A 26,864-nucleotide genomic window follows, 5' to 3' on the forward strand; every position below is an offset into this window, starting at 1 on the left:
GTTATGACCAAAACAGCGCTGTTCTCGGTGCGTAAAAACGAACCCTGCCCGCAGTGTGGGGCTGAACTGGTAATACGCTCCGGGAAACACGGGCCTTTTCTCGGCTGCTCGCATTATCCTGACTGTGACTATGTCCGGCCCCTGAAAAATCAGGCGGACGGACATATTGTCAAAGTTCTGGAGGGGCAAACGTGCCCGTCTTGCGGCGCAGTGCTGGTACTACGCCAGGGGCGTTTTGGTATGTTTATCGGTTGTAGCAGCTATCCAGATTGCGAACATACTGAACTTATCGATAAGCCGGATGAAACCGCAATTGCCTGCCCACAGTGCGGGCAAGGGCATTTGGTTCAGCGCCGCTCACGTTTTGGAAAAAACTTCCATTCCTGCGATCGTTACCCCGATTGCCAGTTCGTCATAAACTTCAGGCCAGTGGCGGGCGAGTGTCCAGAGTGTCATTACCCGTTGCTAATCGAAAAGAAAACGGCGCAGGGCGTTAAACGCTTCTGTGCCAGCAAACAATGTGGAAAGCCGATACCGGCGGAATAAATCTGTGAATAATAACCTGCCCTCAGAAGCCATCGTACGTGCTGTGGCGCTTCTGAATAATGAACATGTCATCGCCTATCCAACAGAAGCCGTTTTTGGCGTCGGTTGCGATCCCGATAGCGAAAAGGCCGTCATGAGCCTGCTTGCACTTAAACAGCGTCCCGTTGAAAAGGGGCTGATCCTGATTGCGGCGAACTTCGAGCAACTCAAACCCTATATTGACGATACGCAACTTAGCGATGAGCAGCTGGAGACGATTTTTTCTTGCTGGCCAGGGCCTGTGACATTTGTCTTCCCCGCTTGCGCTTCAACGCCGCGTTGGTTGACGGGGCGCTTCAATTCACTGGCTGTGCGAGTCACGGATCATCCGCTGGTGGTCGAACTGTGTAATGCTTACGGAAAACCGCTGGTTTCAACCAGCGCAAATTTGTCTGGCCAGCCTCCTTGCCGCACGACGGCAGAAGTTTATGCGCAGTTTGGCGCTGATTTCCCGGTCGTTGACGGGGCTACGGGAGGGCGTCAAAACCCATCTGAAATACGTGATGCCTTGACGGGCGAACTCTTCCGCCAGGGGTAACTCATGGAAACTTATGCCGTCTTCGGACACCCTATTGCCCATAGCAAGTCGCCATCTATTCATCGGCTTTTTGCTCAGCAGTTGCAAATTACGCATCCCTATGGCCGTATCCTGGCTCCGCTCGATGATTTCGTTACGACTCTCGATACCTTCTTTAATGAAGGCGGTAAGGGAGCGAACGTCACCGTGCCTTTTAAAGAAGAGGCCTTCGCGCGAGCAGATGAGCTAACCGAACGCGCAGCGCTGGCCGGTGCGGTCAATACGCTTAAACGGTTGGAGGATGGCCGCCTGCTGGGGGACAATACCGATGGTATTGGACTACTGAGCGATCTGGAACGGCTGGGTTTTATTAAACCAGGATTCCGGGTATTGCTTATTGGCGCAGGTGGGGCTTCACGCGGCGTTTTGCTTCCTCTCCTGTCGCTGGATTGTGCCGTGACTATTGTTAATCGTACCTATTCTCGCGCCCATGAACTGGCTACGCTTTTTGCTCATACCGGCAGCGTCCGCGCTTTGGATATAGAAGCATTAGGCGGTCAGGAATTTGATCTCATTATTAATGCGACATCCAGCGGTATTGACGGCGGTGTTCCCGCGATCCCTGTTACCTTAATAAATCCCCATGTCTGTTGTTATGACATGTTTTACCAGAAAGGTAGTACGCCATTTTTATCCTTATGCCAGCAACACGGTGCGACAAAATGCGCTGATGGGTTGGGAATGCTGGTGGCGCAGGCTGCTCATGCGGTGCTGTTGTGGCACGGCGTTCTGCCAGAAATTACGCCAGTCATTGCGGCTTTGCAGAAGGAACTGAATGCATGAACCAGGCAATTCAGTTTCCAGACAGAGAGGTATGGGATGAAGCGCGTCAATGTATCGCTTTTCCTGCATTAGTTAACGGCATGCAGCTTACCTGCGCCTTAACGCTAACGGTGCTCAAGAAGCGTTTTGGCGGTGAAGAGCCGGCGCAATGGCTGGCCGCTTTTCGTGAACATCGCTGGGATCTGGAAGATGAAGCCCAGGATCTCATTCTCGACCAGCAAGAAGATGCTCAAGGTTGGATCTGGTTTTCCTGAGCCAGGTAATCACCTTTCCACTTTACATAGTTGTTCGCTGAATATTGTAGCCCGGCAATTTCCGCCTCTGTCAGGGGGCGTATCTGTTTTACCGGGTTACCAAAGTAAAGATAGCCACTCTTGAGACGTTTGTTCTGAGGCACCAGACTGCCAGCCCCAATCATTATATCGTCTTCAACAATCACGCCATCCAACAAAATCGAACCCATACCGACCAGGACCCGGTTACCAATAGTGCAGCCGTGTAGCATCACCTTATGACCGACGGTAACATCATCGCCAATGATAAGTGGATTGCCGTGTGGATTAGATGAAGACTTATGCGTGACATGTAAGACGCTGCCGTCCTGAATGTTAGTGCGGGCGCCTATTTCCACATAGTTCACATCACCGCGAATGGCGACCAGAGGCCAGATACTGACATCGTCAGCGATTCTGACATCGCCGATCACCACGCTGCTGCTGTCGATCATCACGCGTAGGCCCGTTTTAGGGAATAAATCTTTATAACGACGCAAGCTGGTGGTCATGGTTACCTCAATAAAAGAAGGGAGTGCAGAGACTTTGGTTGCTTTTCTGGCCGTCTGCAACCCCTTATTGTGGTAAAAATTGAGCGGATTGAGCAAGAACGCCGCGAAGCGGCTGAAAAAACATCATTTGGAAAAAAAGATCGAAAAAAGGCTTGTGCAAAAAAATGGGATCCCTATAATGCGCTCCCACTGACACGGCAGATGTGAATCACTTCACAAACAACCGGGTCGGTTGAAGAGAAAAAATCCTGAAATAACGGGTTGACTCTGAAAGAGGAAAGCGTAATATACGCCACCTCGCAACGGTGAGCGAAAGCCGCGTTGCACTGCTCTTTAACAATTTATCAGACAATCTGTGTGGGCACTCAAAGTGACATGGATTCTTAACGTCGCAAGACGAAAAATGAATACCAAGTCTCAAAGAGTGAACACGTAATTCATTACGAAGTTTAATTCTACGAGCATCAAACTTAAATTGAAGAGTTTGATCATGGCTCAGATTGAACGCTGGCGGCAGGCCTAACACATGCAAGTCGAACGGTAGCACAGAGAGCTTGCTCTCGGGTGACGAGTGGCGGACGGGTGAGTAATGTCTGGGAAACTGCCTGATGGAGGGGGATAACTACTGGAAACGGTAGCTAATACCGCATAACGTCGCAAGACCAAAGAGGGGGACCTTCGGGCCTCTTGCCATCAGATGTGCCCAGATGGGATTAGCTAGTAGGTGGGGTAACGGCTCACCTAGGCGACGATCCCTAGCTGGTCTGAGAGGATGACCAGCCACACTGGAACTGAGACACGGTCCAGACTCCTACGGGAGGCAGCAGTGGGGAATATTGCACAATGGGCGCAAGCCTGATGCAGCCATGCCGCGTGTATGAAGAAGGCCTTCGGGTTGTAAAGTACTTTCAGCGGGGAGGAAGGTGTTGAGGTTAATAACCTCAGCAATTGACGTTACCCGCAGAAGAAGCACCGGCTAACTCCGTGCCAGCAGCCGCGGTAATACGGAGGGTGCAAGCGTTAATCGGAATTACTGGGCGTAAAGCGCACGCAGGCGGTCTGTCAAGTCGGATGTGAAATCCCCGGGCTCAACCTGGGAACTGCATTCGAAACTGGCAGGCTGGAGTCTTGTAGAGGGGGGTAGAATTCCAGGTGTAGCGGTGAAATGCGTAGAGATCTGGAGGAATACCGGTGGCGAAGGCGGCCCCCTGGACAAAGACTGACGCTCAGGTGCGAAAGCGTGGGGAGCAAACAGGATTAGATACCCTGGTAGTCCACGCTGTAAACGATGTCGACTTGGAGGTTGTTCCCTTGAGGAGTGGCTTCCGGAGCTAACGCGTTAAGTCGACCGCCTGGGGAGTACGGCCGCAAGGTTAAAACTCAAATGAATTGACGGGGGCCCGCACAAGCGGTGGAGCATGTGGTTTAATTCGATGCAACGCGAAGAACCTTACCTACTCTTGACATCCAGAGAACTTAGCAGAGATGCTTTGGTGCCTTCGGGAACTCTGAGACAGGTGCTGCATGGCTGTCGTCAGCTCGTGTTGTGAAATGTTGGGTTAAGTCCCGCAACGAGCGCAACCCTTATCCTTTGTTGCCAGCGGTCCGGCCGGGAACTCAAAGGAGACTGCCAGTGATAAACTGGAGGAAGGTGGGGATGACGTCAAGTCATCATGGCCCTTACGAGTAGGGCTACACACGTGCTACAATGGCATATACAAAGAGAAGCGACCTCGCGAGAGCAAGCGGACCTCATAAAGTATGTCGTAGTCCGGATTGGAGTCTGCAACTCGACTCCATGAAGTCGGAATCGCTAGTAATCGTGGATCAGAATGCCACGGTGAATACGTTCCCGGGCCTTGTACACACCGCCCGTCACACCATGGGAGTGGGTTGCAAAAGAAGTAGGTAGCTTAACCTTCGGGAGGGCGCTTACCACTTTGTGATTCATGACTGGGGTGAAGTCGTAACAAGGTAACCGTAGGGGAACCTGCGGTTGGATCACCTCCTTACCTTAAAGAACCTGCCTTTGTAGTGCTCACACAGATTGTCTGATGAAAAGTAAATAGCAAGGCGTCTTGCGATTGAGACTTCAGTGTCCCCTTCGTCTAGAGGCCCAGGACACCGCCCTTTCACGGCGGTAACAGGGGTTCGAATCCCCTAGGGGACGCCACTTGCTGGTTCGTGAGTGAAAGTCACCTGCCTTAATATCTCAAAACTCATCTTCGGGTGACGTTTGAGATATTTGCTCTTTAAAAATCTGGATCAAGCTGAAAATTGAAACGACACACAGTTAATGTGTGTTCGAGTCTCTCAAATTTTCGCGACACGACGATGTTTTACGAAACATCTTCGGGTTGTGAGGTTAAGCGACTAAGCGTACACGGTGGATGCCCTGGCAGTCAGAGGCGATGAAGGACGTGCTAATCTGCGAAAAGCGTCGGTAAGGTGATATGAACCGTTACAGCCGGCGATGTCCGAATGGGGAAACCCAGTGCAATTCGTTGCACTATCGTTAACTGAATACATAGGTTAACGAGGCGAACCGGGGGAACTGAAACATCTAAGTACCCCGAGGAAAAGAAATCAACCGAGATTCCCCCAGTAGCGGCGAGCGAACGGGGAGCAGCCCGGAGTCTGAATCAGCTTGTGTGTTAGTGGAAGCGTCTGGAAAGTCGCAGGGTACAGGGTGATACTCCCGTACACTAAAACGCACAGGTTGTGAACTCGAAGAGTAGGGCGGGACACGTGGTATCCTGTCTGAATATGGGGGGACCATCCTCCAAGGCTAAATACTCCTGACTGACCGATAGTGAACCAGTACCGTGAGGGAAAGGCGAAAAGAACCCCGGCGAGGGGAGTGAAAAAGAACCTGAAACCGTGTACGTACAAGCAGTAGGAGCCCACTAGTTGGGTGACTGCGTACCTTTTGTATAATGGGTCAGCGACTTATATTCTGTAGCAAGGTTAACCGTATAGGGGAGCCGCAGGGAAACCGAGTCTTAACTGGGCGTTAAGTTGCAGGGTATAGACCCGAAACCCGGTGATCTAGCCATGGGCAGGTTGAAGGTTGGGTAACACTAACTGGAGGACCGAACCGACTAATGTTGAAAAATTAGCGGATGACTTGTGGCTGGGGGTGAAAGGCCAATCAAACCGGGAGATAGCTGGTTCTCCCCGAAAGCTATTTAGGTAGCGCCTCGTGAATTCATCTTCGGGGGTAGAGCACTGTTTCGGCTAGGGGGTCATCCCGACTTACCAACCCGATGCAAACTACGAATACCGAAGAATGTTATCACGGGAGACACACGGCGGGTGCTAACGTCCGTCGTGAAGAGGGAAACAACCCAGACCGCCAGCTAAGGTCCCAAAGTCATGGTTAAGTGGGAAACGATGTGGGAAGGCCCAGACAGCCAGGATGTTGGCTTAGAAGCAGCCATCATTTAAAGAAAGCGTAATAGCTCACTGGTCGAGTCGGCCTGCGCGGAAGATGTAACGGGGCTAAACCATGCACCGAAGCTGCGGCAGCGACACTATGTGTTGTTGGGTAGGGGAGCGTTCTGTAAGCCGTTGAAGGTGGCCTGTGAGGGTTGCTGGAGGTATCAGAAGTGCGAATGCTGACATAAGTAACGATAATGCGGGTGAAAAACCCGCACGCCGGAAGACCAAGGGTTCCTGTCCAACGTTAATCGGGGCAGGGTGAGTCGACCCCTAAGGCGAGGCCGAAAGGCGTAGTCGATGGGAAACAGGTTAATATTCCTGTACTCGGTGTTACTGCGAAGGGGGGACGGAGAAGGCTATGTTGGCCGGGCGACGGTTGTCCCGGTTTAAGCATGTAGGCGGATGTTCCAGGTAAATCCGGAACGTTACTAACGCTGAGGTGTGATGACGAGGCACTACGGTGCTGAAGTGACAAATGCCCTGCTTCCAGGAAAAGCCTCTAAGCATCAGGTAACATCAAATCGTACCCCAAACCGACACAGGTGGTCAGGTAGAGAATACCAAGGCGCTTGAGAGAACTCGGGTGAAGGAACTAGGCAAAATGGTGCCGTAACTTCGGGAGAAGGCACGCTGATGGTAGGTGAAGCGACTTGCTCGTGGAGCTGAAATCAGTCGAAGATACCAGCTGGCTGCAACTGTTTATTAAAAACACAGCACTGTGCAAACACGAAAGTGGACGTATACGGTGTGACGCCTGCCCGGTGCCGGAAGGTTAATTGATGGGGTTATCCGTAAGGAGAAGCTCTTGATCGAAGCCCCGGTAAACGGCGGCCGTAACTATAACGGTCCTAAGGTAGCGAAATTCCTTGTCGGGTAAGTTCCGACCTGCACGAATGGCGTAATGATGGCCAGGCTGTCTCCACCCGAGACTCAGTGAAATTGAACTCGCTGTGAAGATGCAGTGTACCCGCGGCAAGACGGAAAGACCCCGTGAACCTTTACTATAGCTTGACACTGAACACTGGTCCTTGATGTGTAGGATAGGTGGGAGGCTTTGAAGTGTGGACGCCAGTCTGCATGGAGCCATCCTTGAAATACCACCCTTTAATGGCTGGTGTTCTAACGTGGGCCCCTAATCGGGGTTGCGGACAGTGTCTGGTGGGTAGTTTGACTGGGGCGGTCTCCTCCTAAAGAGTAACGGAGGAGCACGAAGGTCAGCTAATCCTGGTCGGACATCAGGAGGTTAGTGCAATGGCATAAGCTGGCTTGACTGCGAGCGTGACGGCGCGAGCAGGTGCGAAAGCAGGTCATAGTGATCCGGTGGTTCTGAATGGAAGGGCCATCGCTCAACGGATAAAAGGTACTCCGGGGATAACAGGCTGATACCGCCCAAGAGTTCATATCGACGGCGGTGTTTGGCACCTCGATGTCGGCTCATCACATCCTGGGGCTGAAGTAGGTCCCAAGGGTATGGCTGTTCGCCATTTAAAGTGGTACGCGAGCTGGGTTTAGAACGTCGTGAGACAGTTCGGTCCCTATCTGCCGTGGGCGCTGGAGAATTGAGGGGGGCTGCTCCTAGTACGAGAGGACCGGAGTGGACGCATCACTGGTGTTCGGGTTGTCATGCCAATGGCATTGCCCGGTAGCTAAATGCGGAAGAGATAAGTGCTGAAAGCATCTAAGCACGAAACTTGCCCCGAGATGAGTTCTCCCTGACCCTTTAAGGGTCCTGAAGGAACGTTGAAGACGACGACGTTGATAGGCCGGGTGTGTAAGCGCAGCGATGCGTTGAGCTAACCGGTACTAATGAACCGTGAGGCTTAACCTTACAACGCCGAAGATGTTTTGGCGGATTTGAGAAGACAACAATTTCAGCTTAGATTCAGAGTTGAGTACGCGATAAAGAATTGCGTACTGAGCACAAAGAATTTGCCTGGCGGCACTAGCGCGGTGGTCCCACCTGACCCCATGCCGAACTCAGAAGTGAAACGCCGTAGCGCCGATGGTAGTGTGGGGTCTCCCCATGTGAGAGTAGGGAACTGCCAGGCATCAAATTAAGTGTGCTGATATGGCTCAGTTGGTAGAGCGCACCCTTGGTAAGGGTGAGGTCCCCAGTTCGACTCTGGGTATCAGCACCAGTTTTTAGGTTAAAGTTCGGCGATTTGAAAAGAATTTGCCTGGCAACGATAGCGCGGTGGTCCCACCTGACCCCATGCCGAACTCAGAAGTGAAACGCCGTAGCGCCGATGGTAGTGTGGGGTCTCCCCATGTGAGAGTAGGGCATTGCCAGGCATCAAATAAGTGAAAAGCCCATCCTGACGGATGGGCTTTTTGCGTTTGTGCTGCTGCGAAAATATCCATTTATACCAGACCTGGCAATGACAATTTGCCCATTTGATCTTATCTAAAGGATCGTTTCCCGAGCTTCAGCTGCCGGTATTGCAGTTTAAGCATTGTGGAGCTTACCTTCGGGGAAAAGCAGTGCCGGAGCTCGCTCCGGCACCTGTCATGGCAGAGAAAAGAAAGGAATTAACGAGTCAACGCCACGATGCCGAGCGTCAGGCCAGCGACGGCAGCTGCGCCCCCGGCAATCGCGCCGGCGGTTTCCCAGTTATCCTGGGTCGTTCCTTTCATACAGGTATTGGTGTGCACTAATCTGCCTTCAGAATCATAGACCGGTACACACGGAGAGTCATGTGCACAGCCGGCGAGTAGCGTTGCCAGCAATGCCACTAGAATAACTTTAGTCATGATATTACCTCTAAATAATCCGCTTCGCTGTATTGGAGAACCCGTACCTGCGCGGAACGGTTTATTTTATCATCAGCAATATGGGGTGCCGCTAGAGTAAATAATCTCAATTTATGAGTAACGTAAATATCATGAAGAAAACCAGAGAACTATGGGGAAATAATGTGTATTGGGTACCGCGGCAATAAATATATTTAATATCATCAGGATAGTTATCGAAACGCAGACGAAAAAAAGGCACCTGAAAGGTGCCTTTAGAAAAACATATTTACTCTGCGTGTTTCGTAAAGCGGCGTCTTACCACGACGAAGAAGACAGGAACAAAGAAGATCGCCAGTAATGTTGCCGTCAGCATTCCGCCCATAACGCCGGTACCGACCGCGTTTTGGGCGCCGCTGCCGGCTCCATGGCTAATAACCAGAGGCAGAACCCCGAGGATAAAGGCCAGCGAAGTCATCAGGATAGGGCGTAAACGCATACGCGATGCTTCAAGTGTGGCTTCGATAATTCCTTTGCCTTCTTTATCCATCAGGTCTTTCGCAAACTCCACGATAAGAATCGCGTTTTTCGCAGAGAGGCCGATAGTTGTTAATAAGCCCACCTGGAAATAAACGTCATTATTAAGCCCGCGTAACGACGCCGCCAGTAATGCACCAACTACCCCTAATGGAACGACGAGCATGACGGAGAAGGGAATAGACCAACTTTCATAAAGCGCCGCAAGACACAGAAAGACAACAATAAGCGAAATGGCGTAGAGCGCGGGCGCCTGGTTACCGGATAAACGTTCTTGATAGGACATTCCCGTCCAGTCGTAACCAATACCGGCAGGAAGCTTGCTGGCTAACTGCTCCATTAAAATCATCGCATCGCCGGTACTTTTCCCCGGAGCAGCTTCACCCAAAACTTCCATAGAGGGTAAGCCATTATAGCGCTCCAGGCGCGGTGAACCATAAACCCAGCGTGAGGTGACAAAGGCGGAGAACGGAACCATTTCGCCATTCGCGCTGCGGACGTACATATTATTGATATCGCTCGGCAGCATACGGAATTTTGCATCGGCCTGAACGTAGACTTTTTTCACTCGTCCATGGTCAATAAAGTCGTTGACGTAGTAACCCCCTAGCGCCGCGGAAATGGTTTCATTGATATCGGATAGCGAAATCCCCAGAGCCTGAGCTTTCTCCTGATCAACATCCAGCTTAAATTGCGGCGTGTCTTCGAGCCCGTTGGGGCGAACGCGTACCAGCTGGTCGGGATGCTCTCTCACCATACCCAGAAGTTGATTACGGGCCAGGGTTAACGCGCTATGGCCAAGGTTACCCTGATCGATAAGCTCAAAGTCAAAACCGGTCGCCGTACCCAGTTCGATAATTGCCGGCAGATTGAAAGGAAAGACCATAGCATCTTTAATCTGACTGAAGGCAACGGTCGCACGTTTGATGATTGCCTCAACGCCATTCTCTGCGCCACTGCGTTCTTCCCATGGCTTCAGGCTGACAAACGCCATACCGGAGTTTTGACCCTGACCGCTAAAGCTAAAGCCGTTAACGGTAAAGACGCTTTCAACATTCGCCTTCTCTTTATGCAGATAGTAATCGGTAACCGTATCAAGAACCTTTTGCGTGCGTTCCTGCGTTGCGCCTGAAGGAAGCTGGATCATGGTCATAAATACCCCCTGATCCTCATCCGGCAAGAAGGAGGTGGGCAGGCGCATAAACAGGACGGCCATACCCACAACGATCAGCAAATAGATGATCAGGTAGCGTCCGGTACAGCGCAGGATCCCGCTAACGCTGTTAGTGTAGTGGTTCACGCTACGATCGAATTTCGCATTAAACCAGCCAAAAAATCCTTTTTTCTCATGATGATCGGCTGATGCGGGTTTCAGTAATGTGGCACAAAGCGCGGGGGTCAGGATCAGCGCGACCAGGACGGACAGCGCCATGGCGGAGACGATGGTGATAGAAAATTGCCGATAGATCGCCCCCGTAGAGCCGCCAAAGAAGGCCATCGGGACAAACACTGCCGATAGCACCATGGCAATGCCGACCAGCGCCCCCTGAATTTGCGACATTGATTTTTCCGTCGCTTCTTTGGGGGGAAGCTTCTCTTCTACCATGACGCGTTCGACGTTTTCCACCACCACGATAGCATCGTCGACCAGAAGGCCTATTGCCAGCACCATACCAAACATCGTTAGCGTATTGATGGAGTAACCGAACATCGCCAGTACGGCAAAGGTCCCGAGCAGGACGACCGGAACCGCAATGGTGGGGATCAGCGTGGCCCGGATATTCTGTAAGAACAGATACATCACCAGGAAGACGAGGATAATCGCTTCAAACAGCGTCTTCACAACCTCATGAATAGAGATTTTCACAAACGGCGTAGTGTCGTAGGGATAGACGACCTTCATCCCCTGCGGGAAGTACGGCTGCAGTTCGGCAAGCTTCGCTTTAATCGCGGCGGCGGTATCGAGGGCATTGGCGCCGGTAGCGAGCTTAATTCCCAGTCCTGAAGCCGGTTTTCCATTGATTTTTGCGACAACGTTGTAGTTTTCACCTCCCAGCTCAATACGTGCCACATCTTTCAGGTGTACCACTGAGCCATCCGCGTTCACGCGCAAAGTCACTTTGCCAAACTCTGCCGGATCCTTCAGTCGCGTCTGAGCAATAATGGATGCATTTAGCTGCTGGCCTTTAAGGGCCGGCGTACCGCCAAGCTGGCCTGCTGCAATCTGATCGTTCTGTACCTGCAGTTGGTTAATGACGTCGACAGGCGTGAGGTTGTACTTATTCAGGAGATTACCGTCCAGCCAGACGCGCATGGCATACTGCGCGCCGAAGAGCTGTACATCGCCGACGCCGTTAAGGCGGCTGATGGTATCTTTGACGTTCGATGCAACGTAGTCGGATATATCATCCTGAGTGGTGCTCGTGTTATCGGAGATGAATCCGGCAACCATCAGGAAACTACTGCTTGATTTCTCGACGCTAATCCCCTGCTGCTGTACTTCCTGAGGAAGAAGCGGCGTCGCCAGCTGCAGTTTATTCTGCACCTGAACTTGCGCAATATCCGGATCCGTACCTGATTTAAAGGTCAGGGTGATGGTAACGCCGCCTGCGGAATCGCTGGTTGAGGACATGTACATCAGATTATCGATACCGTTCATGTTCTGTTCGATAACCTGAGTCACCGTATCCTGAACGGTTTGTGCGTCCGCACCTGGATAGGTTGCGGAGATGGCCACCGCTGGCGGCGCGATAGTCGGGTATTGTGCAATCGGTAGCTGCATAATTGCGAGGCCACCGGCAATCATCATGATGATCGCCAGCACCCAGGCGAAGACCGGTCGATGGATAAAAAACTTAGACATAGGGATTCGTACCTTATTGCGCGACGGACGTCGCGGTATCCTCTTCGGCCTTCACGGTGACGCCGGGACGTACTTTCTGCAGACCGCTGACGATAACCTTTTCACCGGCTTTCAGACCGCTCGTGATTAACCACTTATCGCCAATCGCCTGTGAGGCGGTGACGGCTCGCGTTTCCACCTGGTTTTTATCATTAACGAGCATCACGCTGGCATCGCCGCGCGGCGTTCGGGTGACTCCCTGCTGAGGAACGAGAATGGCATCCGGTGAAACGCCCTCATCAATACGGGCGCGAACAAACATCCCTGGCAGCAGAGCGTGCTGTGGGTTGGGGAAGATGGCGCGAAGCGTAATAGAGCCGGTGCTCTCATCTACCGTGACGTCAGAGAACTGCAGCGTGCCCTGAAGCGCATAAGGTTTTCCGTTTTCCATAATCAACTGCACGCTTTTGGTGCCACTGCCGTGCTGCAGGCTTTCCTGTTTCAGGCGCATGAAATCATTACTGGATTCAGTGACATCCACATAAATGGGATCGAGCTGCTGTACCGTCGCCATCGCGTCAGCCTGACCATTTGTCACCAGGGCACCTTCGGTCACGCTGGATTTGCCGATGCGGCCGCTGATTGGCGACGTCACTTTTGTGTACGCCAGGTTAATACGCGCGCTTTCCACGGCTGCCTTTGCGGCAATAACATCGGCATCGGCCTGGCGCGCGGTCGCCACCGCCTGATCGTATTCTTGCTGGCTGATATATTTTGTGCCGAGAAGAGGCGCGTAGCGTTTTACCGTTAAGTGGGCGATAGCCGCCGCGGCTTCTGCTTTCGCTTCATCACCTTTTGTGCTGTTGTAAGCCGCCTGATAGGTCGCCGGATCGATTTGATAAAGAGACTGTCCAGCGGTGACATCGCTACCTTCGACAAAGTTACGTTGCAGGATAATTCCGCTGACCTGCGGGCGGACTTCCGCGACGCGGTAGGCTGATGTGCGGCCAGGTAGCTCCGTGGTGACGGACAGCGGCGCGCTGTGTACGACATAAACGGAGACCTGAGGTATCTGCGCATGCGGTTGCCGATCGCCTGAATTATCGCAACCGCTGAGCAGGATGGCCGGGATGATAAGGCTGGATAAAAGTGTAACCCTGACATGAGGTGTCATTGCTGTTCCTTATAGATTATGAGCCAGGCATGGCCACGAATCTGTGCAAGAAATAATGAATTAAAATGCGGTTTGTTATCCTACAAATAAAAAACGATGGATGTAAGACATAGTTATTTTTTAGCCATCAGCAAGGCACGTAAAAACAAAATATCAGGAATAATGTTTTTAGAATGAACTTAAATTAAAATTTGCTTACATTGATATTTAATATATGAATATATTTATCTTAATTATTCTTGCGGTGTATTTATTGGAGAGCGTTTGAGATTTAACTCATCTGTATTTTTGCTAAACAATATTGATTGTCAGATGTTAGGTTTATAGGTATCCAGCGATTTCCCCACACTCTCAATCTGGCGTTGAGTGGAGCACCGTATGCCCAGAAGAACGAAAGAAGATGCGTTAAAGACGCGGCAGCTTCTGATTGAGTCTGCCATTCAGCAGTTTGCCTTACGTGGCGTGACCAGCACGACCTTAGCCGATATCGCTGATGCTGCTGGCGTGACGCGCGGAGCGGTGTACTGGCACTTTGCAAGCAAAGCTGAGCTATTTAATGAAATGTGGCAACAGCAGCTGCCGCTACGCGACCTGCTTCAGCATGAATTTAACCTTAAAGACGATCAGGATCCGCTCAGCACGCTACGAGAGAAATTTATTATTGGCTTACAATATATCGCCAATAATCCCCGTCAACGTGCCTTAATGCAAATTCTGTATCAGAAGTGTGAGTTTTCCAGCGACATGATGCCGGAAGCTGAGATTCGCAAGAGAATTGGTTTTAGCTATCCGATTATTCGCAGCATTTTGCAGCTCTGTATTCGTAACGGATTATTGCCAGCGGAAACCAATGTTGAAATTTCATTAATTGTATTACACAGCGCATTTACCGGTATTATTAAAAACTGGCTGGTGGAGCCCGGGCAATTCGATCTGTATCGCCAGGCACCCGCCCTGGTTGATAATATTATGTCAATCCTTTGCGGGGCTAATGGGCGGCAGACGATAGCCAGCCATTAAAATTCATGTAATAAAAAAGGCGCTTCCCCATGCCGAAGAGCGCCTTTTATATCAAACATTTAACTGATTAGTATCAGTTCATGCCGTATTTTTTCAATTTTTTACGCAGAGTACCACGGTTGATGCCCATCATCAGAGCAGCACGGGTCTGGTTACCGCGGGTGTATTGCATCACCATGTCCAACAGGGGCTGTTCTACTTCAGCCAGTACCAGCTCATACAGGTCATTAACATCCTGACCGTTCAGTTGAGCAAAATAGTTCTTCAGTGCCTGTTTAACCGAGTCACGCAGGGGCTTTTGAGTTACCTGATCCTGAGAGTTAACGGTAGAAACGGTCAGTACGTCAGAATTTACGCGTTGTTCGAACATAGTTCTGTCAGCTCTTTATTTCTATTACGCAAAATTTTCGAAGTATGCCTCCAACGCCTCCAGCTGTTCGCTGGAATCTTCTATGGCGTTGAATGTGCGCCGAAACTGGTCATCTGGAGCGTGTTCCTGCAGATACCAGGATACGTGTTTGCGTGCGATTCGGTACCCTTTTGCCTGGCCATAAAAGCCATGCAGTTCCCGAACGTGTGCACAAAGCAAGCGCTTAACCTCTGCCAACGGCAGCGGCGGCAGCAGCTCTCCAGTGTCCAGATAGTGCTGGATTTCCCGAAAGATCCAGGGTCTTCCCTGAGCTGCACGGCCTATCATAAGGGCATCTGCCCCCGTATAGTCGAGCACAGCTCTGGCTTTAAGCGGGTCAGTAATGTCACCATTCGCGATAACCGGAATGGAAACTTTCTGCTTAACTGCCCGAATACTGTCGTACTCAGCATCTCCGTTAAACAAACAGGCGCGCGTGCGTCCGTGAATAGTCAGAGCCTGAATGCCACATTCTTCAGCCAGTTGGGCAATTTCTACACAGTTACGGTGTTCCGGTTCCCAACCGGTGCGAATCTTGAGAGTTACGGGAACGTCCACTGCTTTGACGACCGCCGTCAGGATAGACTTCACCTGCTCGGGGTACTGCAAGAGGGCTGAACCTGCAAGCTTTCGATTCACTTTTTTAGCCGGGCATCCCATATTGATATCAATAATTTGGGCGCCGCTTTCCACGTTAATACGGGCGGCTGCAGCCATCTCTTCCGGTACGCTACCGGCGATTTGCACGGTACGAATACCGGGCTCATCAACGTGCACCATCCGTAAGCGTGACTTGTCGCTCTCCCAAACCTGCGGGTTGGAGGACATCATCTCGGATACGGTCAATCCTGCTCCCATCTCGTAACACAACGTGCGGAATGGCCTGTCAGTAATGCCAGCCATAGGCGCTGCGATGAGTCGATTCCTGAGCTGGTAGTGTCCGATGCGCATGAGTTAAGAAATGACCATACTGTGACTGCAAGGCGGCGTATATTACGCATTTTTTGCACGAGATGAAAGGCCAAACTTTGAGCAATCCTCTGCGGTGGATCAAAGAATCGCCTTGCAGGTCAGTGTGCATGAATAATTAGCTATATAAATCATTGCATTAAAAACATGTGATGAATTTATCTACACATATAATTTTGTCTAACTTCTCATTTTTTCTTCCCGGCACAGGGAACGGGCAAGATAATCTGCTGAAGAAATCAGCAAATTACCTTGGCTTTATGTGAGTTGGCTCTCATTTCAGAACATGATCGTGAAGCACAGCTGATGTTTATTCTATGACCACGCGACCATTCAGCGGCTGTATCGGACGATTGTTATCGTGATGCATAGCGTGGCTAAATTTTGCCAGCTGCGCTGATGAAAGTGTCAGGGGATGTTTAAGCACAATCCAGGTTACCCCCTCGGAGCAAGGCGGCGTGGTCAGGGAGCCGCTGAAACGCCAGTATGTCTTGTCTGCGGGAAGAAGGGCGTTGAGATCCATTTGGGTGACGATTTTAGCCGTCTGATCGGCTTTCTCGGGCATGGTGGCCCACAGTTTGTTCAGTTCGCTATTTTCCGCGCCCTGGTCGAACATCACCGCCACGACGGCAACGGCGCCTTGAGCGCTTTTATGTACCAGATGCATCTCCATCGCATAGTGCTTACCGTGAACGGTGTTTTCGCTCGGGGCATGAAAATGGAACTGCTGAAGGGTAAATGGCGTACCGTCAATCGTAACGGTATCCGCTGTTGTGGTCTTTAACCCCGCCTGGATAGTGTGACCATTGTTGATGAGCGTAATGGGGCCATCGATGTAGTGCGTATCCAGCGGTGAAAGGTGTGTCTTAAACGTGGTATCGATGTTGATAGGGGATTGATTCATGCCATTTTGACAGGTTTTGTACTCCTCATTGAGCGCCCCCCAGTGTTCCGGCGAACCTTCGCCTTCATAGCTCCAGTGGGAAGCGAAAACCGTAACGGGCATCATGCTTAACGCCAGTAATGCCGCCTTGCCTAAAGTTGTTTTCATATCATTCGTCCAATGAATAAATTTATGATTTTATTGGTAACTACAATACGTTACCGCATCATCTTATTCTCATTGAGCGAATGATTTTGTACAGAAAGCGCGAAAAGCGGTGGCCTGCGATGAGGCCACAGGGAGATTACTTTTTATAACCGGTGATCCGGCACCACTCCTCTTTCTCCACGACGGGATCGAGGTTAAAGAGATCGGCGTACGCTTCACAAACGCTTTCCGCCTGGCTGGCAAGGATGCCGGAAAGCCCCAGCAGACCGCCTGTAACCGGCAGCACGCTGATAAGCGGAGCCAGTTCGCGTAATGGGCCGGCCAGAATGTTTGCGACCACCACATCGGCTTTCATCGCCTCTGGCTGATCTTTAGGCAGATAGAGTTCCAGGCGTTCAGAAACCCCGTTACGCTCGGCATTATCGCGGCTGGCCTGAATGGCCTGCGGGTCGATATCAATACCGATAGCTTTCGCGGCGCCCAGCTTTAATGCCGCAATGGCCAGAATGCCTGAGCCGCAGCCAAAATCGATAATCGTTTTGCCCGCGAGATCGAGGCCATCCAGCCACTGCAGGCACATTGCCGTGGTGGGATGCGTACCGGTACCAAACGCCAGGCCCGGGTCGAGCATCACGTTAACGGCGTTTTCATCCGGCACATCGCGCCAGCTCGGGCAGATCCACAGGCGTTTACCGAAGCACATAGGGTGGAAGTTATCCATCCATTCGCGCTCCCAGTCCTTGTCTTCCAGTTGTTCGATTTTATGCACGAAACCGGCGCCCAGCAGCGGATTCTGCTCCAGCATCGCAATCACTTCTTTCATATCGGTCTCGGCGTCAAACAGGCCGATAACGTCAGTATCGCCCCACAGACGGGTTTCGCCCGGCAGAGGTTCGAATACCGGCGTGTCGTGCGTATCCTGGAAAGTAATGGAAACGGAACCCGCTTCCATTAGCGCATCGCTCAGCTCTTCCGCGTTCGCGCCGGTAGTGTTCAGTTTCAGTTGGATCCATGGCATGGCAAAACTCTTTATTTATCAGTAGTCAATACGGCGGCTTGCGGGGCGGAGGTACCGAACCGGTTTCCGACCAGGAAAGCCAATAAGCTTAACAGCAACGCGGGCACTATCGGATGGAAGCCCAGGTACTGCAGATTAAAAGTGGCGAGTATGGCATAGAGTACGCCGCCGACGATCATCGCGCTCAACGCCCCTTTCGCGTTCGCGCGTTCCCAGTACAGGCCCAGCACCAGCGGCCATAAGAACACGGCCTCCAGGCCGCCGAACGCCAGCAGGTTGAGCCAGATAATCATCTCAGGCGGACGCCAGGCTGCCAGCAGCAGTAAAGCGCCCAGCAGCAAGGTGATCGTTGCCGACATCCGCTTCAACCGGGCTTCATTTGTTATCTGCTCGGGGCGCAGATTCAGATACAGATCTTTAATGATCGTAGCGGAACTTTGCAGCAGCTGGGCGTTGATCGTCGACATAATGGCGGCCATCGGCGCGGCGAGGAAGATCCCGGCGGCAAAGGGCGGCAAGACTTTCACCATGAGCGTCGGGATGACCAGATCCGGCACCGTCAGATCCGGGATCACCGCCCGGCCTAACGCACCCGCAAGATGCATCCCAAACATCAGGATCGCCACCACGATGGTGCCAATGATAATTCCCCGGTGCACCGCTTTGCTGTCTTTATAGGAGATGCAGCGAACGGCGGTGTGCGGGAGGCCAATCACCCCGAAGCAGACCAGCACCCAGAAGGAGGTCATAAAGGTGGGGGAAAGAATGTCATCAGCCCCCTGCGGGGAAACCAGCTTAGGATCGATGGTTTGCAGGGTTTCTACCGCATTATGTAGCCCGCCCGCCGCATGAACGACGCCAACCAGCAGGACGATAGTGCCGACCAGCATCACCATTCCCTGGAGCGTGTCGTTGAGGACGCTGGCACGAAAACCGCCGAACGCGGTATAGAGCGCGATACTCACGCCAAAAATCAGCAGACCGGTTTCGTAGGGAATACCCGCTGCGGTTTCCAGCAACCGCGCCCCGCCGATGAACTGCACCGTCATTGCCCCGACAAACGCCACCAGAAGGCTCAGGCTCGCGAGCCAGACCAGCAGACGGCTTTGGTAGCGGGCAAAGAGCATATCGTTCAGGGTTACGGCATTATAGCGGCGCGCCAGAATGGCAAATTTCTTACCCAAAATCCCCAAAGAAAGCCAGATCGCCGGAAGTTGGATCATCGCCAGAAGCACCCAGCCGAGGCCATATTTATAGGCCGCGCCGGGGCCGCCTATAAACGAACTGGCGCTGATATAGGTAGCGGTAAGCGTCATGGCTAATACAATGCCGCCCATCGAGCGGCTGCCGAGGAAATATTCGTTCAGGAAGGAACCCGTTGCGCGCTTACGCATTGCATAGATGGAGAGAGCAAACACCACCAGCAGGTAGGCGATAAGCGGCAGTATGACTTCAAGCTGCATCGTCATCCTCCAGAGGAATATCGCGATAGATAACTTTTACCATCGCCCAGCACAGCAGAATAAACACCAGCGGTACCAGCAGGCAGGCCATTTCGAACCAGTGCGGCAGGCCGGTTAGGCCAATACCGACGCCCGGCAGATAGGCGGCAGCCAGCCAGGCCGCAAGATAGAGAAGGGTTAGCCACAGCGCCCAGCGCGCCTCTTTATGGGCCTGAACAAAGCGTTTGTCCATTTTTTGTCCCTTGAGGATAAAGAAAGCGGGGATTGTACCGCATGGAAAAGAGGAGAGGAGAGAAAAAGAAAAAAGGCCGGATTATCCGGCCTTTTGCAGCGATGGCAGAATTACTTCTCCTGCAATCCGAGTTTTTTCTCCAGATAGTGGATATTGGTGCCACCATTCTGGAAATGCTCGTCGTTCATGATGCGAATCTGCAGATCAACGTTGGTTTTGATGCCATCGATAATCAGCTCCTGCAGCGCATTTTTCATGCGGGCAATCGCGACATCACGGTTTTCGCCATAGCAGATCAGCTTACCGATCATTGAGTCATAGTACGGAGGCACGGTGTAGCCCGCGTAGATATGAGACTCCCAGCGCACGCCAAAACCGCCCGGCGCGTGGAAGCGGGTAATTTTACCCGGGCTCGGCAGGAAGGTGTTCGGGTCTTCGGCGTTGATACGGCATTCCACCGCATGGCCTTTAACCACAACTTCTTCCTGCTTGATGGACAGCGGCTGGCCGGCTGCGATGCGCAGCTGCTCTTTAATCAGGTCGACGCCGGTGATCATTTCGGTTACCGGGTGTTCAACCTGAATACGGGTGTTCATTTCGATGAAATAGAACTCGCCGTTTTCGAACAGGAACTCAAAAGTACCCGCGCCGCGATAGCCGATATCGACGCACGCTTTGGAGCAACGCTCGCCGATATAGCGACGCAGTTCCGGCGTAATGCCCGGCGCTGGCGCCTCTTCGACCACTTTCTGGTGACGACGCTGCATGGAGCAGTCGCGCTCAGCCAGATAGATAGCGTTACCCTGACCGTCAGCCAGTACCTGGATCTCGATGTGACGAGGATTCTCCAGGTATTTCTCCATATACACCATGTCGTTGTTAAACGCGGCTTTGGCTTCCGCTTTGGTCATGGAGATGGATTGCGCCAGCTCAGCATCGCTACGCACAACGCGCATACCGCGACCGCCGCCGCCGCCGGAGGCTTTGATAATCACCGGGTAGCCAATGCGTTTTGCATGGGCGCGGTTAACGTCCATATCTTCGCCCAGCGGGCCATCAGAGCCCGGTACGGTCGGAACGCCCGCTTTCTTCATCGCGGTGATCGCAGACACTTTGTCGCCCATCAGGCGGATTGTGTCAGCTTTCGGGCCGATAAAGATAAAGCCGGAACGCTCAACCTGCTCAGCGAAGTTTGCGTTTTCGGACAAAAATCCGTAACCCGGGTGAATAGCCACCGCGCCGGTGATTTCAGCAGCGCTGATAATCGCCGGGATATTGAGGTAGCTTTTTACGGACGGAGCCGGGCCGATACAGACCGTCTCATCCGCTAACAATACGTGTTTTAAATCGCGATCCGCCGTTGAGTGCACAGCAACGGTCTTGATGCCCAGTTCTTTACAGGCACGCAGGATACGCAATGCAATCTCGCCGCGGTTGGCGATAACAATTTTATCCAGCATGTTCGCCTCGTTATTCGATGACGACCAGTGGCTCGTCAAATTCTACCGGTTGACCACTTTCGACCAGAATGGCTTTCACCACGCCGGATTTATCGGCTTCGATCTGGTTCATCATTTTCATGGCTTCAACGATGCACAGGGTATCGCCCGCGTTAACTTTCTGACCGATTTCGATGAAGGCTTTCGCGTCCGGGCTCGGGGTGCGGTAGAAAGTACCAACCATTGGGGAACGTACGATGTGGCCACTGATTTCCGCTGCCGCAGGGGCTTCCATTGCTGGCGTTGCCGCAGAGGCGACTGCGTTAGACAGCGCTGGCTGTTGCTGCATCATCGGTGCGGCGTAAGCCTGTTGCATCACCGGGAAACCTGCGTTTGGCGCGGCACGGCTGATGCGTACAGACTCTTCGCCTTCAGAAATTTCCAGTTCGGAGATGCCTGATTCTTCAACCAGCTCGATCAGTTTTTTAATCTTACGAATATCCATGAGTGGGTTCCGTACTCTTTGTTTAGTGTGATTGTGACAGGCGTGTTAGCACCGTCTGTAAAGCATATGAATTACTGCTGTTGCAAGACGCCGCGCTTCTTCAGAAGCCGACAGGTTAAGCCTCCGATGCTCGAAAGCAAAAAGCGAAACTTATCGGCCAATATGCGGCTATCTTCTGCCATTCTCGGGTAAAAAACAAAATATACCTTCGATGCGCGATTGTCACCTTTTCGGGACTCAAAAAGCCCGTCAGGAAAACCAAAGTCGCACATTATAACGATTTCGTAGCATTTGGCAGCTAAATACTGGTCTTATCAGGGAAGATTATCAACCGCTATCGTGTAAAGAGTGGCGGTTGATAAAAGAACTGCGGGAAACTGCACATATCCGGAATTAGCGCCACCACTGGCGGAACTTCTTATATCGCCATGCTAAAAGCAGGATCGCCAGCAGCGCATAAATGAGCGGTTGGGGGGATAAAATCTTCACCGACCACAGGTAGTGAATGGGGGCGAGGATCGCGACAACATAGACGAAGTTATGCAATGTTTGCCAGCGACGACCCAATCTTCGCTGCATCGCTTGCGTTGACGTCGCCGCCAGCGCCAGCAGAATCAGCCAGCTGATTAACCCCAGCGTCAGATAAGGGCGGGTGAGGACTTCTGTACCCAATAGCGCCAGATTGTTAATCCCAAGTTCGAGCAGCGTATAGCTGGTCAAATGCAGCGTAGCCCAGGCAAAGCACCATAAACCAAGTAAGCGCCGGGTGCGTATCAATAACGGCTGTTTAGCGTAGCGCGCCAGCGGCGAAACAAGCAAGGTAGCCAGCAGGAATTTAAGAGCCATCCTACCGGTAAAGTGCTGGATATCCTTTGCCGGGTCGGCGCTGAAATACCCCTGATGTCCGGCCCAGAAGAGCCAGACAAAAGGCAAAAATCCGGCCAGATGGAGAAACACTTTCAGCCAGGTAATCTGCTTTACAGTCAGGCGCACTAGTAATTCTCCCGCAAATTCAGGCCCCGGTAGAGCGAAGCCACTTCGTCAGCATAGCCATTGAAGAGCAGTGTTGGCTGGCGTTTGACGTCGAGTACGCCGCCTGCGCCGATAAAGCGCTCAGTTGCCTGCGACCAGCGGGGGTGATCGACGTGCGGATTGACGTTGGCGTAGAAGCCATACTCCTCAGGTCCGGCGAGGTTCCAGGTCGTGGGGGGACGTTCACGCGTCAGCTCGATACTGACGATAGACTTAATCCCTTTGAAACCGTACTTCCAGGGCACGGTGAGTCGGACCGGCGCACCGTTTTGCGGAGGCAGCGCTTTGCCATACACGCCTACGCTAAGCAGCGTCAGAGGATGCATGGCCTCGTCGAGCCGCAGCCCTTCGACATAGGGATACGCCAGCCCGCCGCCGATAAAACGGTCTTTTTGGCCCGGCATCTGCTCAGGCGCATAAAGCGTTTTAAACGCGACGTAGCGCGCATTGCTGGTGGGCTCGACCAGCGATAACAATTTATGCAGCGGGAAGCCGACCCAGGGAATCACCATCGACCAGGCTTCGACGCAGCGCATCCGGTAAATTCGCTCTTCCAGCGGAAATCGGCTGGTCAGGTCGTCATGATCGAGCGTAAGGGGTTTTGCCACTTCGCCGCCAATCGTCAGCGTCCAGGGATCAGTGCGCAGGCTTCCGGCATTGGCCGCCGGATCGGCTTTATCCAGGCCGAACTCATAAAAGTTGTTGTAGCCTGATACCTTATCTTCCGGCGTGAGCGTGAGAGTGTTTTGCCATTGCGCCGGTTTATCGAACGTCAGCGCTTTACCTGCCGGCGCCGGCGGGCGGTCGTTGCCTTTAAACCAATCCAGCAGGTCAGCTTGCGCGGAGGGTGAGAGGGAAAGGGCGGTGGCGCTAATTCCCAACATTTTCAGGATCTGGCGACGCTGCAGCATAAAAACGGATTCTGCCGTTACGTCGGCTTCCGTCAGTTTTTTGGATTTCATGGCATCCTCCGTCGTGCGTTTTTCTTAGCATGACGGAGGCGGAGCGTTATTGCGAATATGTCACGAAAAATTGCAGATTAGGCGATTTTAACCAGCGTGCGCCCCTGAATCTTATTGGTCATGATCTTATCGGCAAATTCAGGGGCTTCGGCGAGGGAGATTTCCGTCGCGCTTTGCGCATAGAAGGATTCCGGCAGATCGCGCACCAGACGCTGCCAGGCCTCGGCCCGGCGCGCGGCTGGCGTCATTACCGAATCAACGCCCTGCAGGCGCACGTTACGCAGAATAAACGGCATCACGGTCGTGGGCAGGGCAAAGCCGCCTGCCAGACCGCAGGCCGCCACGCAGCCGCCGTAGTTCATCTGCGCCAGCACTTTTGCCAGCACCTTATCGCCAACGGTATCAACGGCACCGGCCCACAGCTGTTTTTCCAGCGGGCGGGTTTCGGCGAACTCATCGCGGCTAAGAATGCGCTGCGCGCCGAGGTTTTTAAGATATTCATGGGTGCTTTCGCGCCCGGAAACCGCCGCCACCTTGTACCCGAGATGATGCAGCAAAGCGACCGCGGTGCTGCCGACGCCGCCGCTGGCCCCGGTGACCACGACTTCGCCATCTTCCGGACGAACCCCGGCGTCTTCCAGCGCCATCACGCACAGCATCGCGGTGAAACCGGCGGTCCCAATGACCATGGCTTTACGACCATCCAGGCCTTGCGGCATCGCCACCAGCCAGTCGCCTTTAACGCGAGCGCGCTCCGCCAGTCCGCCCCAGTGGTTTTCCCCCACGCCCCATCCGGTCAGCAGGACTTGCTGGCCGGCGTGGAAACGCGGATCCTCGCTGCTGTGGACAAAACCGGCAAAATCGATGCCAGGAATCATCGGAAAGTTGCGGATAATTTTTCCTTTACCGGTGATGGCCAGCGCATCTTTATAGTTGAGGCTGGACCAGTGGATATCCACTGTCACATCCCCCTGCGGCAGCTGGCTGGCGTCAATGGTTTGCACCGAAGAGAGAGTTTTGCCATCCTGCTGTTCTAAGATTAAAGCCTGCATGCGCCGGTCCTCATAGGTTGGATGATTGGAAAATTTTTTCTGCAGACTATACTCGCTAACGGCATTATTACACCGATGTAACGCAATAAATTGCCAGATGCGCCAGCTTTGATAGTATGCGTCGCTCTTTAGAAAGTTAGTGCTTACTTTAGTTTAGGCGCCAGCACAGGAGCCCGGATGTTTATCGGGTAGTCATTCACACGCGGAGTTAACACAGGGATGCGATTAACGACGAAATTCTCAGCGTTTGTCACGTTACTCACCAGCCTGACGATCTTTGTCACGCTGATTGGCGCTTCGCTGAGTTTTTACAACGGCATTCAGCTAAAAATGACCAACCGCGTTCAGGCGGTGGCGACCATGCTGGATAACCGTCTGGTCTCTATGTCTTTTGACCAGATTGAACCGCAGATGGATGAGCTGATGACGCCGATCGACGCGACGCGCGTTGACTTTCAGCTTAATGGCAAATCGGTCTATAGCCATTCCCGCACCGATAACTATCGTCCTTTAGGTAGCAGCAATCAGTTTCGCGATATCACGGTACCGTCGCTCAAGCAGCCCGGTATGGCAATCCATCTGGTGTACCTGGATCCGATGGCCAATTACTTCCGTTCACTGCACATCACCGCGCCGCTCTCCATCGCCATTGGTTTTATGGTGCTGATTATCTTTTTTTCCGTGCGCTGGATCCGTCGCCAGCTGGCGGGCCAGGAGCTACTGGAACTCCGCACTGCGCGTATTCTTAATGGCGAACGCGGACCGCAGGTGCGAGGGTCGGTACACGAGTGGCCAGCGAATACCAGTAGCGCGCTGGATATGCTGCTATCCGAACTTCAGTTCGCCAGCGATCAGCGAAGCCGCATGGATACCCTGATCCGTTCCTATGTCGCGCAGGATTCAAAAACCGGGCTGAGTAACCGATTATTTTTTGATAATCAGCTGTCGACGCTGCTTGAAGATCAGGAGAAAGTGGGGTCATACGGCATCGTAATGATGATCCGCCTGCCGGATTTCGACCTGCTGCGCGATAACTGGGGGCGCGCAGCGACCGAAGAACATTACTTTACGCTGATCAACATGCTTTCCACTTTTATTATGCGCTACCCTGGCGCACTGCTGGCTCGCTACCACCGCAGCGATTTTGCCGTCCTGCTTCCGCATCGCACGTTGAAAGAGGCGGACAGCATTGCCGGGTTACTCCTGAAAGCCATGGATGCCCTGCCGCCGACGCGAATTCTCGATCGTGACGATATGATGCATATCGGGATCTGCGCTTTCCGCAGCGGACAAACGGCGGCCCAGGTAATGGAGCATGCGGAAGCGGCCACGCGTAATGCGGTGCTGCAGGGCAGCAACAGCTGGGCCGTCTATGACGATTCTCTGCCGGAGAAAGGGCGTGGCAACGTGCGCTGGCGTACGCTTATCGAGCAAATGCTTAGCCGCGGCGGCCCGCGACTTTACCAGAAACCCGCCGTCACTCGTGATGGTCGCGTACATCATCGTGAGCTAATGTGCCGTCTTTATGATGGTAAGGAAGAGGTGATTGCGGCCGAATATATGCCGATGGTGCTGCAGTTTGGCCTGGCGGAGGAGTATGACCGTTTGCAAATTACGCGATTGCTGCCGTTTTTAGGCTTTTGGCCGGAAGAAAACCTCGCGCTGCAGGTGACGGTCGAGTCCTTGATCCGCCCTCGATTCCAGCGCTGGCTGCGCGATACTTTGATGCAATGCGAAAAATCGCACCGTCGACGTATTATTTTTGAACTTGCAGAGGCGGATGTTTGTCAATATATCGGCCGCCTGCAGCCGGTTATGCGGTTGGTTAACGCTTTAGGTATTCGAATTGCCGTGGTTCAGGCCGGTTTGACGCTGGTTGGAACCAGCTGGATCAAGCAGCTCGATGTTGAAGTGATTAAGCTGCATTCGGGGTTATCGCGCAATATAGAAAAACGCAGTGAAAATCAGCTGCTGGTGCAGAGCCTGGTAGAAGCCTGTAAAGGAATGCCGGTTCAGGTTTTCGCAACCGGCGTACTCAGCCGAAGCGAGTGGCAGGTGCTGTCTCAATGCGGTGTTACCGGTGGCCAGGGGGAATTTTTTGCCGCCTCACAGCCACTTGACACAAATGTGAAAAAATATTCGCAAAGATACTCTGTTTGATCTGCCGTTTAGCGTGATTTCACGTAGAATAATGCGCGCCATAGTGATGGGGGTGTGCTTGTCTACCTGCCGGATTGTCGCAATGTAAATGCCAGTGAA

General features: G+C 52.7%; 21 protein-coding genes, 2 tRNA genes and 4 rRNA genes. 12 read left to right on the forward strand and 15 right to left on the reverse strand.

Annotated features, from left to right (window positions below):
* Positions 1 to 3: 3 nt before the first annotated feature.
* From JLG71_RS02365 to JLG71_RS02380, 4 genes are read left to right on the forward strand one after another with little or no spacing between them, the layout of a single operon-like run.
* A complete protein-coding gene (locus tag JLG71_RS02365) occupies positions 4 to 546 on the forward strand; it encodes a DNA topoisomerase family protein (RefSeq protein WP_014227029.1) in 543 nt (180 codons plus the stop codon).
* Between the two features lie 4 nt (positions 547 to 550).
* A complete protein-coding gene (gene tsaC, locus JLG71_RS02370; RefSeq protein WP_004854739.1) occupies positions 551 to 1,123 on the forward strand; it encodes an L-threonylcarbamoyladenylate synthase type 1 TsaC in 573 nt (190 codons plus the stop codon).
* Positions 1,124 to 1,126: 3 nt separating this feature from the next.
* A complete protein-coding gene (gene aroE, locus JLG71_RS02375) occupies positions 1,127 to 1,945 on the forward strand; it encodes a shikimate dehydrogenase (protein WP_014227028.1) in 819 nt (272 codons plus the stop codon).
* Entirely contained in the window at positions 1,942 to 2,199 is a 258-nt protein-coding gene (locus JLG71_RS02380) for a DUF1488 family protein (protein ID WP_014227027.1), read from the forward strand. Before aroE ends, JLG71_RS02380 begins: the two co-directional genes overlap by 4 nt.
* Here the strand turns inward: JLG71_RS02380 and JLG71_RS02385 are convergent.
* A complete protein-coding gene (locus JLG71_RS02385; protein ID WP_014839658.1) occupies positions 2,175 to 2,729 on the reverse strand; it encodes a gamma carbonic anhydrase family protein in 555 nt (184 codons plus the stop codon). The two genes, JLG71_RS02380 and JLG71_RS02385, sit on opposite strands and share 25 nt — an antisense overlap.
* 472 nt (positions 2,730 to 3,201) lie before the next feature.
* Between JLG71_RS02385 and JLG71_RS02390 the strand changes: the two genes are divergently transcribed.
* From JLG71_RS02390 to rrf (JLG71_RS02415), 6 genes are all read left to right on the forward strand, one after another.
* Positions 3,202 to 4,741 (forward strand): 16S ribosomal RNA (locus JLG71_RS02390).
* Between the two features lie 85 nt (positions 4,742 to 4,826).
* Positions 4,827 to 4,902 (forward strand) — tRNA-Glu (locus JLG71_RS02395).
* A 190-nt stretch (positions 4,903 to 5,092) separates the two neighbouring features.
* Positions 5,093 to 7,998, forward strand: a 23S ribosomal RNA gene (locus JLG71_RS02400).
* Positions 7,999 to 8,102: 104 nt separating this feature from the next.
* Positions 8,103 to 8,218, forward strand: a 5S ribosomal RNA gene (rrf, locus tag JLG71_RS02405).
* Between the two features lie 14 nt (positions 8,219 to 8,232).
* A tRNA-Thr gene (locus JLG71_RS02410) sits at positions 8,233 to 8,308 on the forward strand.
* Between the two features lie 38 nt (positions 8,309 to 8,346).
* A 5S ribosomal RNA gene (gene rrf / locus JLG71_RS02415) occupies positions 8,347 to 8,462 on the forward strand.
* The 16S, 23S and 5S rRNA genes sit together here with 2 tRNA genes alongside, the layout of an rRNA operon.
* A gap of 237 nt (positions 8,463 to 8,699) precedes the next feature.
* Here rrf (JLG71_RS02415) and JLG71_RS02420 read toward each other — a convergent pair.
* The 3 genes from JLG71_RS02420 to JLG71_RS02430 form a co-directional block, all read right to left on the reverse strand.
* Entirely contained in the window at positions 8,700 to 8,921 is a 222-nt protein-coding gene (locus JLG71_RS02420) for a hypothetical protein (RefSeq protein WP_025108494.1), read from the reverse strand.
* Between the two features lie 268 nt (positions 8,922 to 9,189).
* Positions 9,190 to 12,300: an efflux RND transporter permease subunit gene (locus JLG71_RS02425; RefSeq protein ID WP_014227025.1), complete on the reverse strand. Its 3,111-nt coding sequence runs from the start codon at positions 12,298 to 12,300 to the stop codon at positions 9,190 to 9,192.
* Between the two features lie 13 nt (positions 12,301 to 12,313).
* The gene (locus JLG71_RS02430; RefSeq protein ID WP_025108493.1) at positions 12,314 to 13,453 is read right to left on the reverse strand and encodes an efflux RND transporter periplasmic adaptor subunit; all 1,140 of its coding nucleotides are present in this window, start codon (positions 13,451 to 13,453) and stop codon (positions 12,314 to 12,316) included.
* Between the two features lie 378 nt (positions 13,454 to 13,831).
* Between JLG71_RS02430 and envR the strand changes: the two genes are divergently transcribed.
* Positions 13,832 to 14,473: an acrEF/envCD operon transcriptional regulator gene (gene envR / locus JLG71_RS02435; RefSeq protein ID WP_004854718.1), complete on the forward strand. Its 642-nt coding sequence runs from the start codon at positions 13,832 to 13,834 to the stop codon at positions 14,471 to 14,473.
* 73 nt (positions 14,474 to 14,546) lie between these two features.
* Here the strand turns inward: envR and fis are convergent, their stop codons facing one another.
* The 11 genes from fis to acuI form a co-directional block, all read right to left on the reverse strand.
* Positions 14,547 to 14,843 (reverse strand): DNA-binding transcriptional regulator Fis, encoded by a 297-nt coding sequence (gene fis / locus JLG71_RS02440; RefSeq protein WP_000462905.1) that lies wholly within the window; start codon positions 14,841 to 14,843, stop codon positions 14,547 to 14,549.
* A 24-nt stretch (positions 14,844 to 14,867) separates the two neighbouring features.
* On the reverse strand, positions 14,868 to 15,833 hold the full coding sequence (gene dusB / locus JLG71_RS02445; RefSeq protein WP_014227023.1) for a tRNA dihydrouridine synthase DusB: 966 nt from the start codon (positions 15,831 to 15,833) through the stop codon (positions 14,868 to 14,870).
* A 328-nt stretch (positions 15,834 to 16,161) separates the two neighbouring features.
* On the reverse strand, positions 16,162 to 16,902 hold the full coding sequence (locus JLG71_RS02450) for a carbonic anhydrase (RefSeq protein ID WP_004854712.1): 741 nt from the start codon (positions 16,900 to 16,902) through the stop codon (positions 16,162 to 16,164).
* 136 nt (positions 16,903 to 17,038) lie between these two features.
* Positions 17,039 to 17,920 carry a 50S ribosomal protein L11 methyltransferase gene (prmA, locus tag JLG71_RS02455; RefSeq protein WP_014227021.1) on the reverse strand — a complete coding sequence of 294 codons (882 nt, stop codon included), beginning with the start codon at positions 17,918 to 17,920 and terminating at the stop codon, positions 17,039 to 17,041.
* Positions 17,921 to 17,931: 11 nt separating this feature from the next.
* Complete coding sequence (gene panF, locus JLG71_RS02460; protein WP_032751512.1) at positions 17,932 to 19,383, reverse strand: sodium/pantothenate symporter; 1,452 nt, start codon at positions 19,381 to 19,383, stop codon at positions 17,932 to 17,934.
* Positions 19,373 to 19,615, reverse strand: coding sequence for a YhdT family protein (locus tag JLG71_RS02465; RefSeq protein WP_004125848.1), 243 nt, complete (start codon positions 19,613 to 19,615; stop codon positions 19,373 to 19,375). Before JLG71_RS02465 ends, panF begins: the two co-directional genes overlap by 11 nt.
* Before the next feature lie 110 nt (positions 19,616 to 19,725).
* On the reverse strand, positions 19,726 to 21,075 hold the full coding sequence (gene accC, locus JLG71_RS02470) for an acetyl-CoA carboxylase biotin carboxylase subunit (RefSeq protein WP_004125846.1): 1,350 nt from the start codon (positions 21,073 to 21,075) through the stop codon (positions 19,726 to 19,728).
* A gap of 10 nt (positions 21,076 to 21,085) precedes the next feature.
* Positions 21,086 to 21,559 carry an acetyl-CoA carboxylase biotin carboxyl carrier protein gene (gene accB / locus JLG71_RS02475; RefSeq protein ID WP_004125844.1) on the reverse strand — a complete coding sequence of 158 codons (474 nt, stop codon included), beginning with the start codon at positions 21,557 to 21,559 and terminating at the stop codon, positions 21,086 to 21,088.
* A 393-nt stretch (positions 21,560 to 21,952) separates the two neighbouring features.
* Positions 21,953 to 22,552, reverse strand: coding sequence for a protein-methionine-sulfoxide reductase heme-binding subunit MsrQ (msrQ, locus tag JLG71_RS02480; RefSeq protein WP_025108489.1), 600 nt, complete (start codon positions 22,550 to 22,552; stop codon positions 21,953 to 21,955).
* Positions 22,552 to 23,553 carry a protein-methionine-sulfoxide reductase catalytic subunit MsrP gene (msrP, locus tag JLG71_RS02485; protein WP_014227018.1) on the reverse strand — a complete coding sequence of 334 codons (1,002 nt, stop codon included), beginning with the start codon at positions 23,551 to 23,553 and terminating at the stop codon, positions 22,552 to 22,554. Before msrP ends, msrQ begins: the two co-directional genes overlap by 1 nt.
* A 77-nt stretch (positions 23,554 to 23,630) precedes the next feature.
* Positions 23,631 to 24,605, reverse strand: a complete 975-nt coding sequence (acuI, locus tag JLG71_RS02490) for an acrylyl-CoA reductase (NADPH) (RefSeq protein WP_025108488.1) — start codon at positions 24,603 to 24,605, stop codon at positions 23,631 to 23,633.
* 219 nt (positions 24,606 to 24,824) lie between these two features.
* Between acuI and csrD the strand changes: the two genes are divergently transcribed.
* The gene (csrD, locus tag JLG71_RS02495) at positions 24,825 to 26,765 is read left to right on the forward strand and encodes an RNase E specificity factor CsrD (RefSeq protein WP_025108487.1); all 1,941 of its coding nucleotides are present in this window, start codon (positions 24,825 to 24,827) and stop codon (positions 26,763 to 26,765) included.
* Positions 26,766 to 26,864: the final 99 nt, after the last annotated feature.

It is taken from the genome of Klebsiella michiganensis, from assembly GCF_015139575.1.
In the GTDB taxonomy this organism is placed as follows: Bacteria; Pseudomonadota; Gammaproteobacteria; order Enterobacterales; family Enterobacteriaceae; genus Klebsiella; species Klebsiella michiganensis.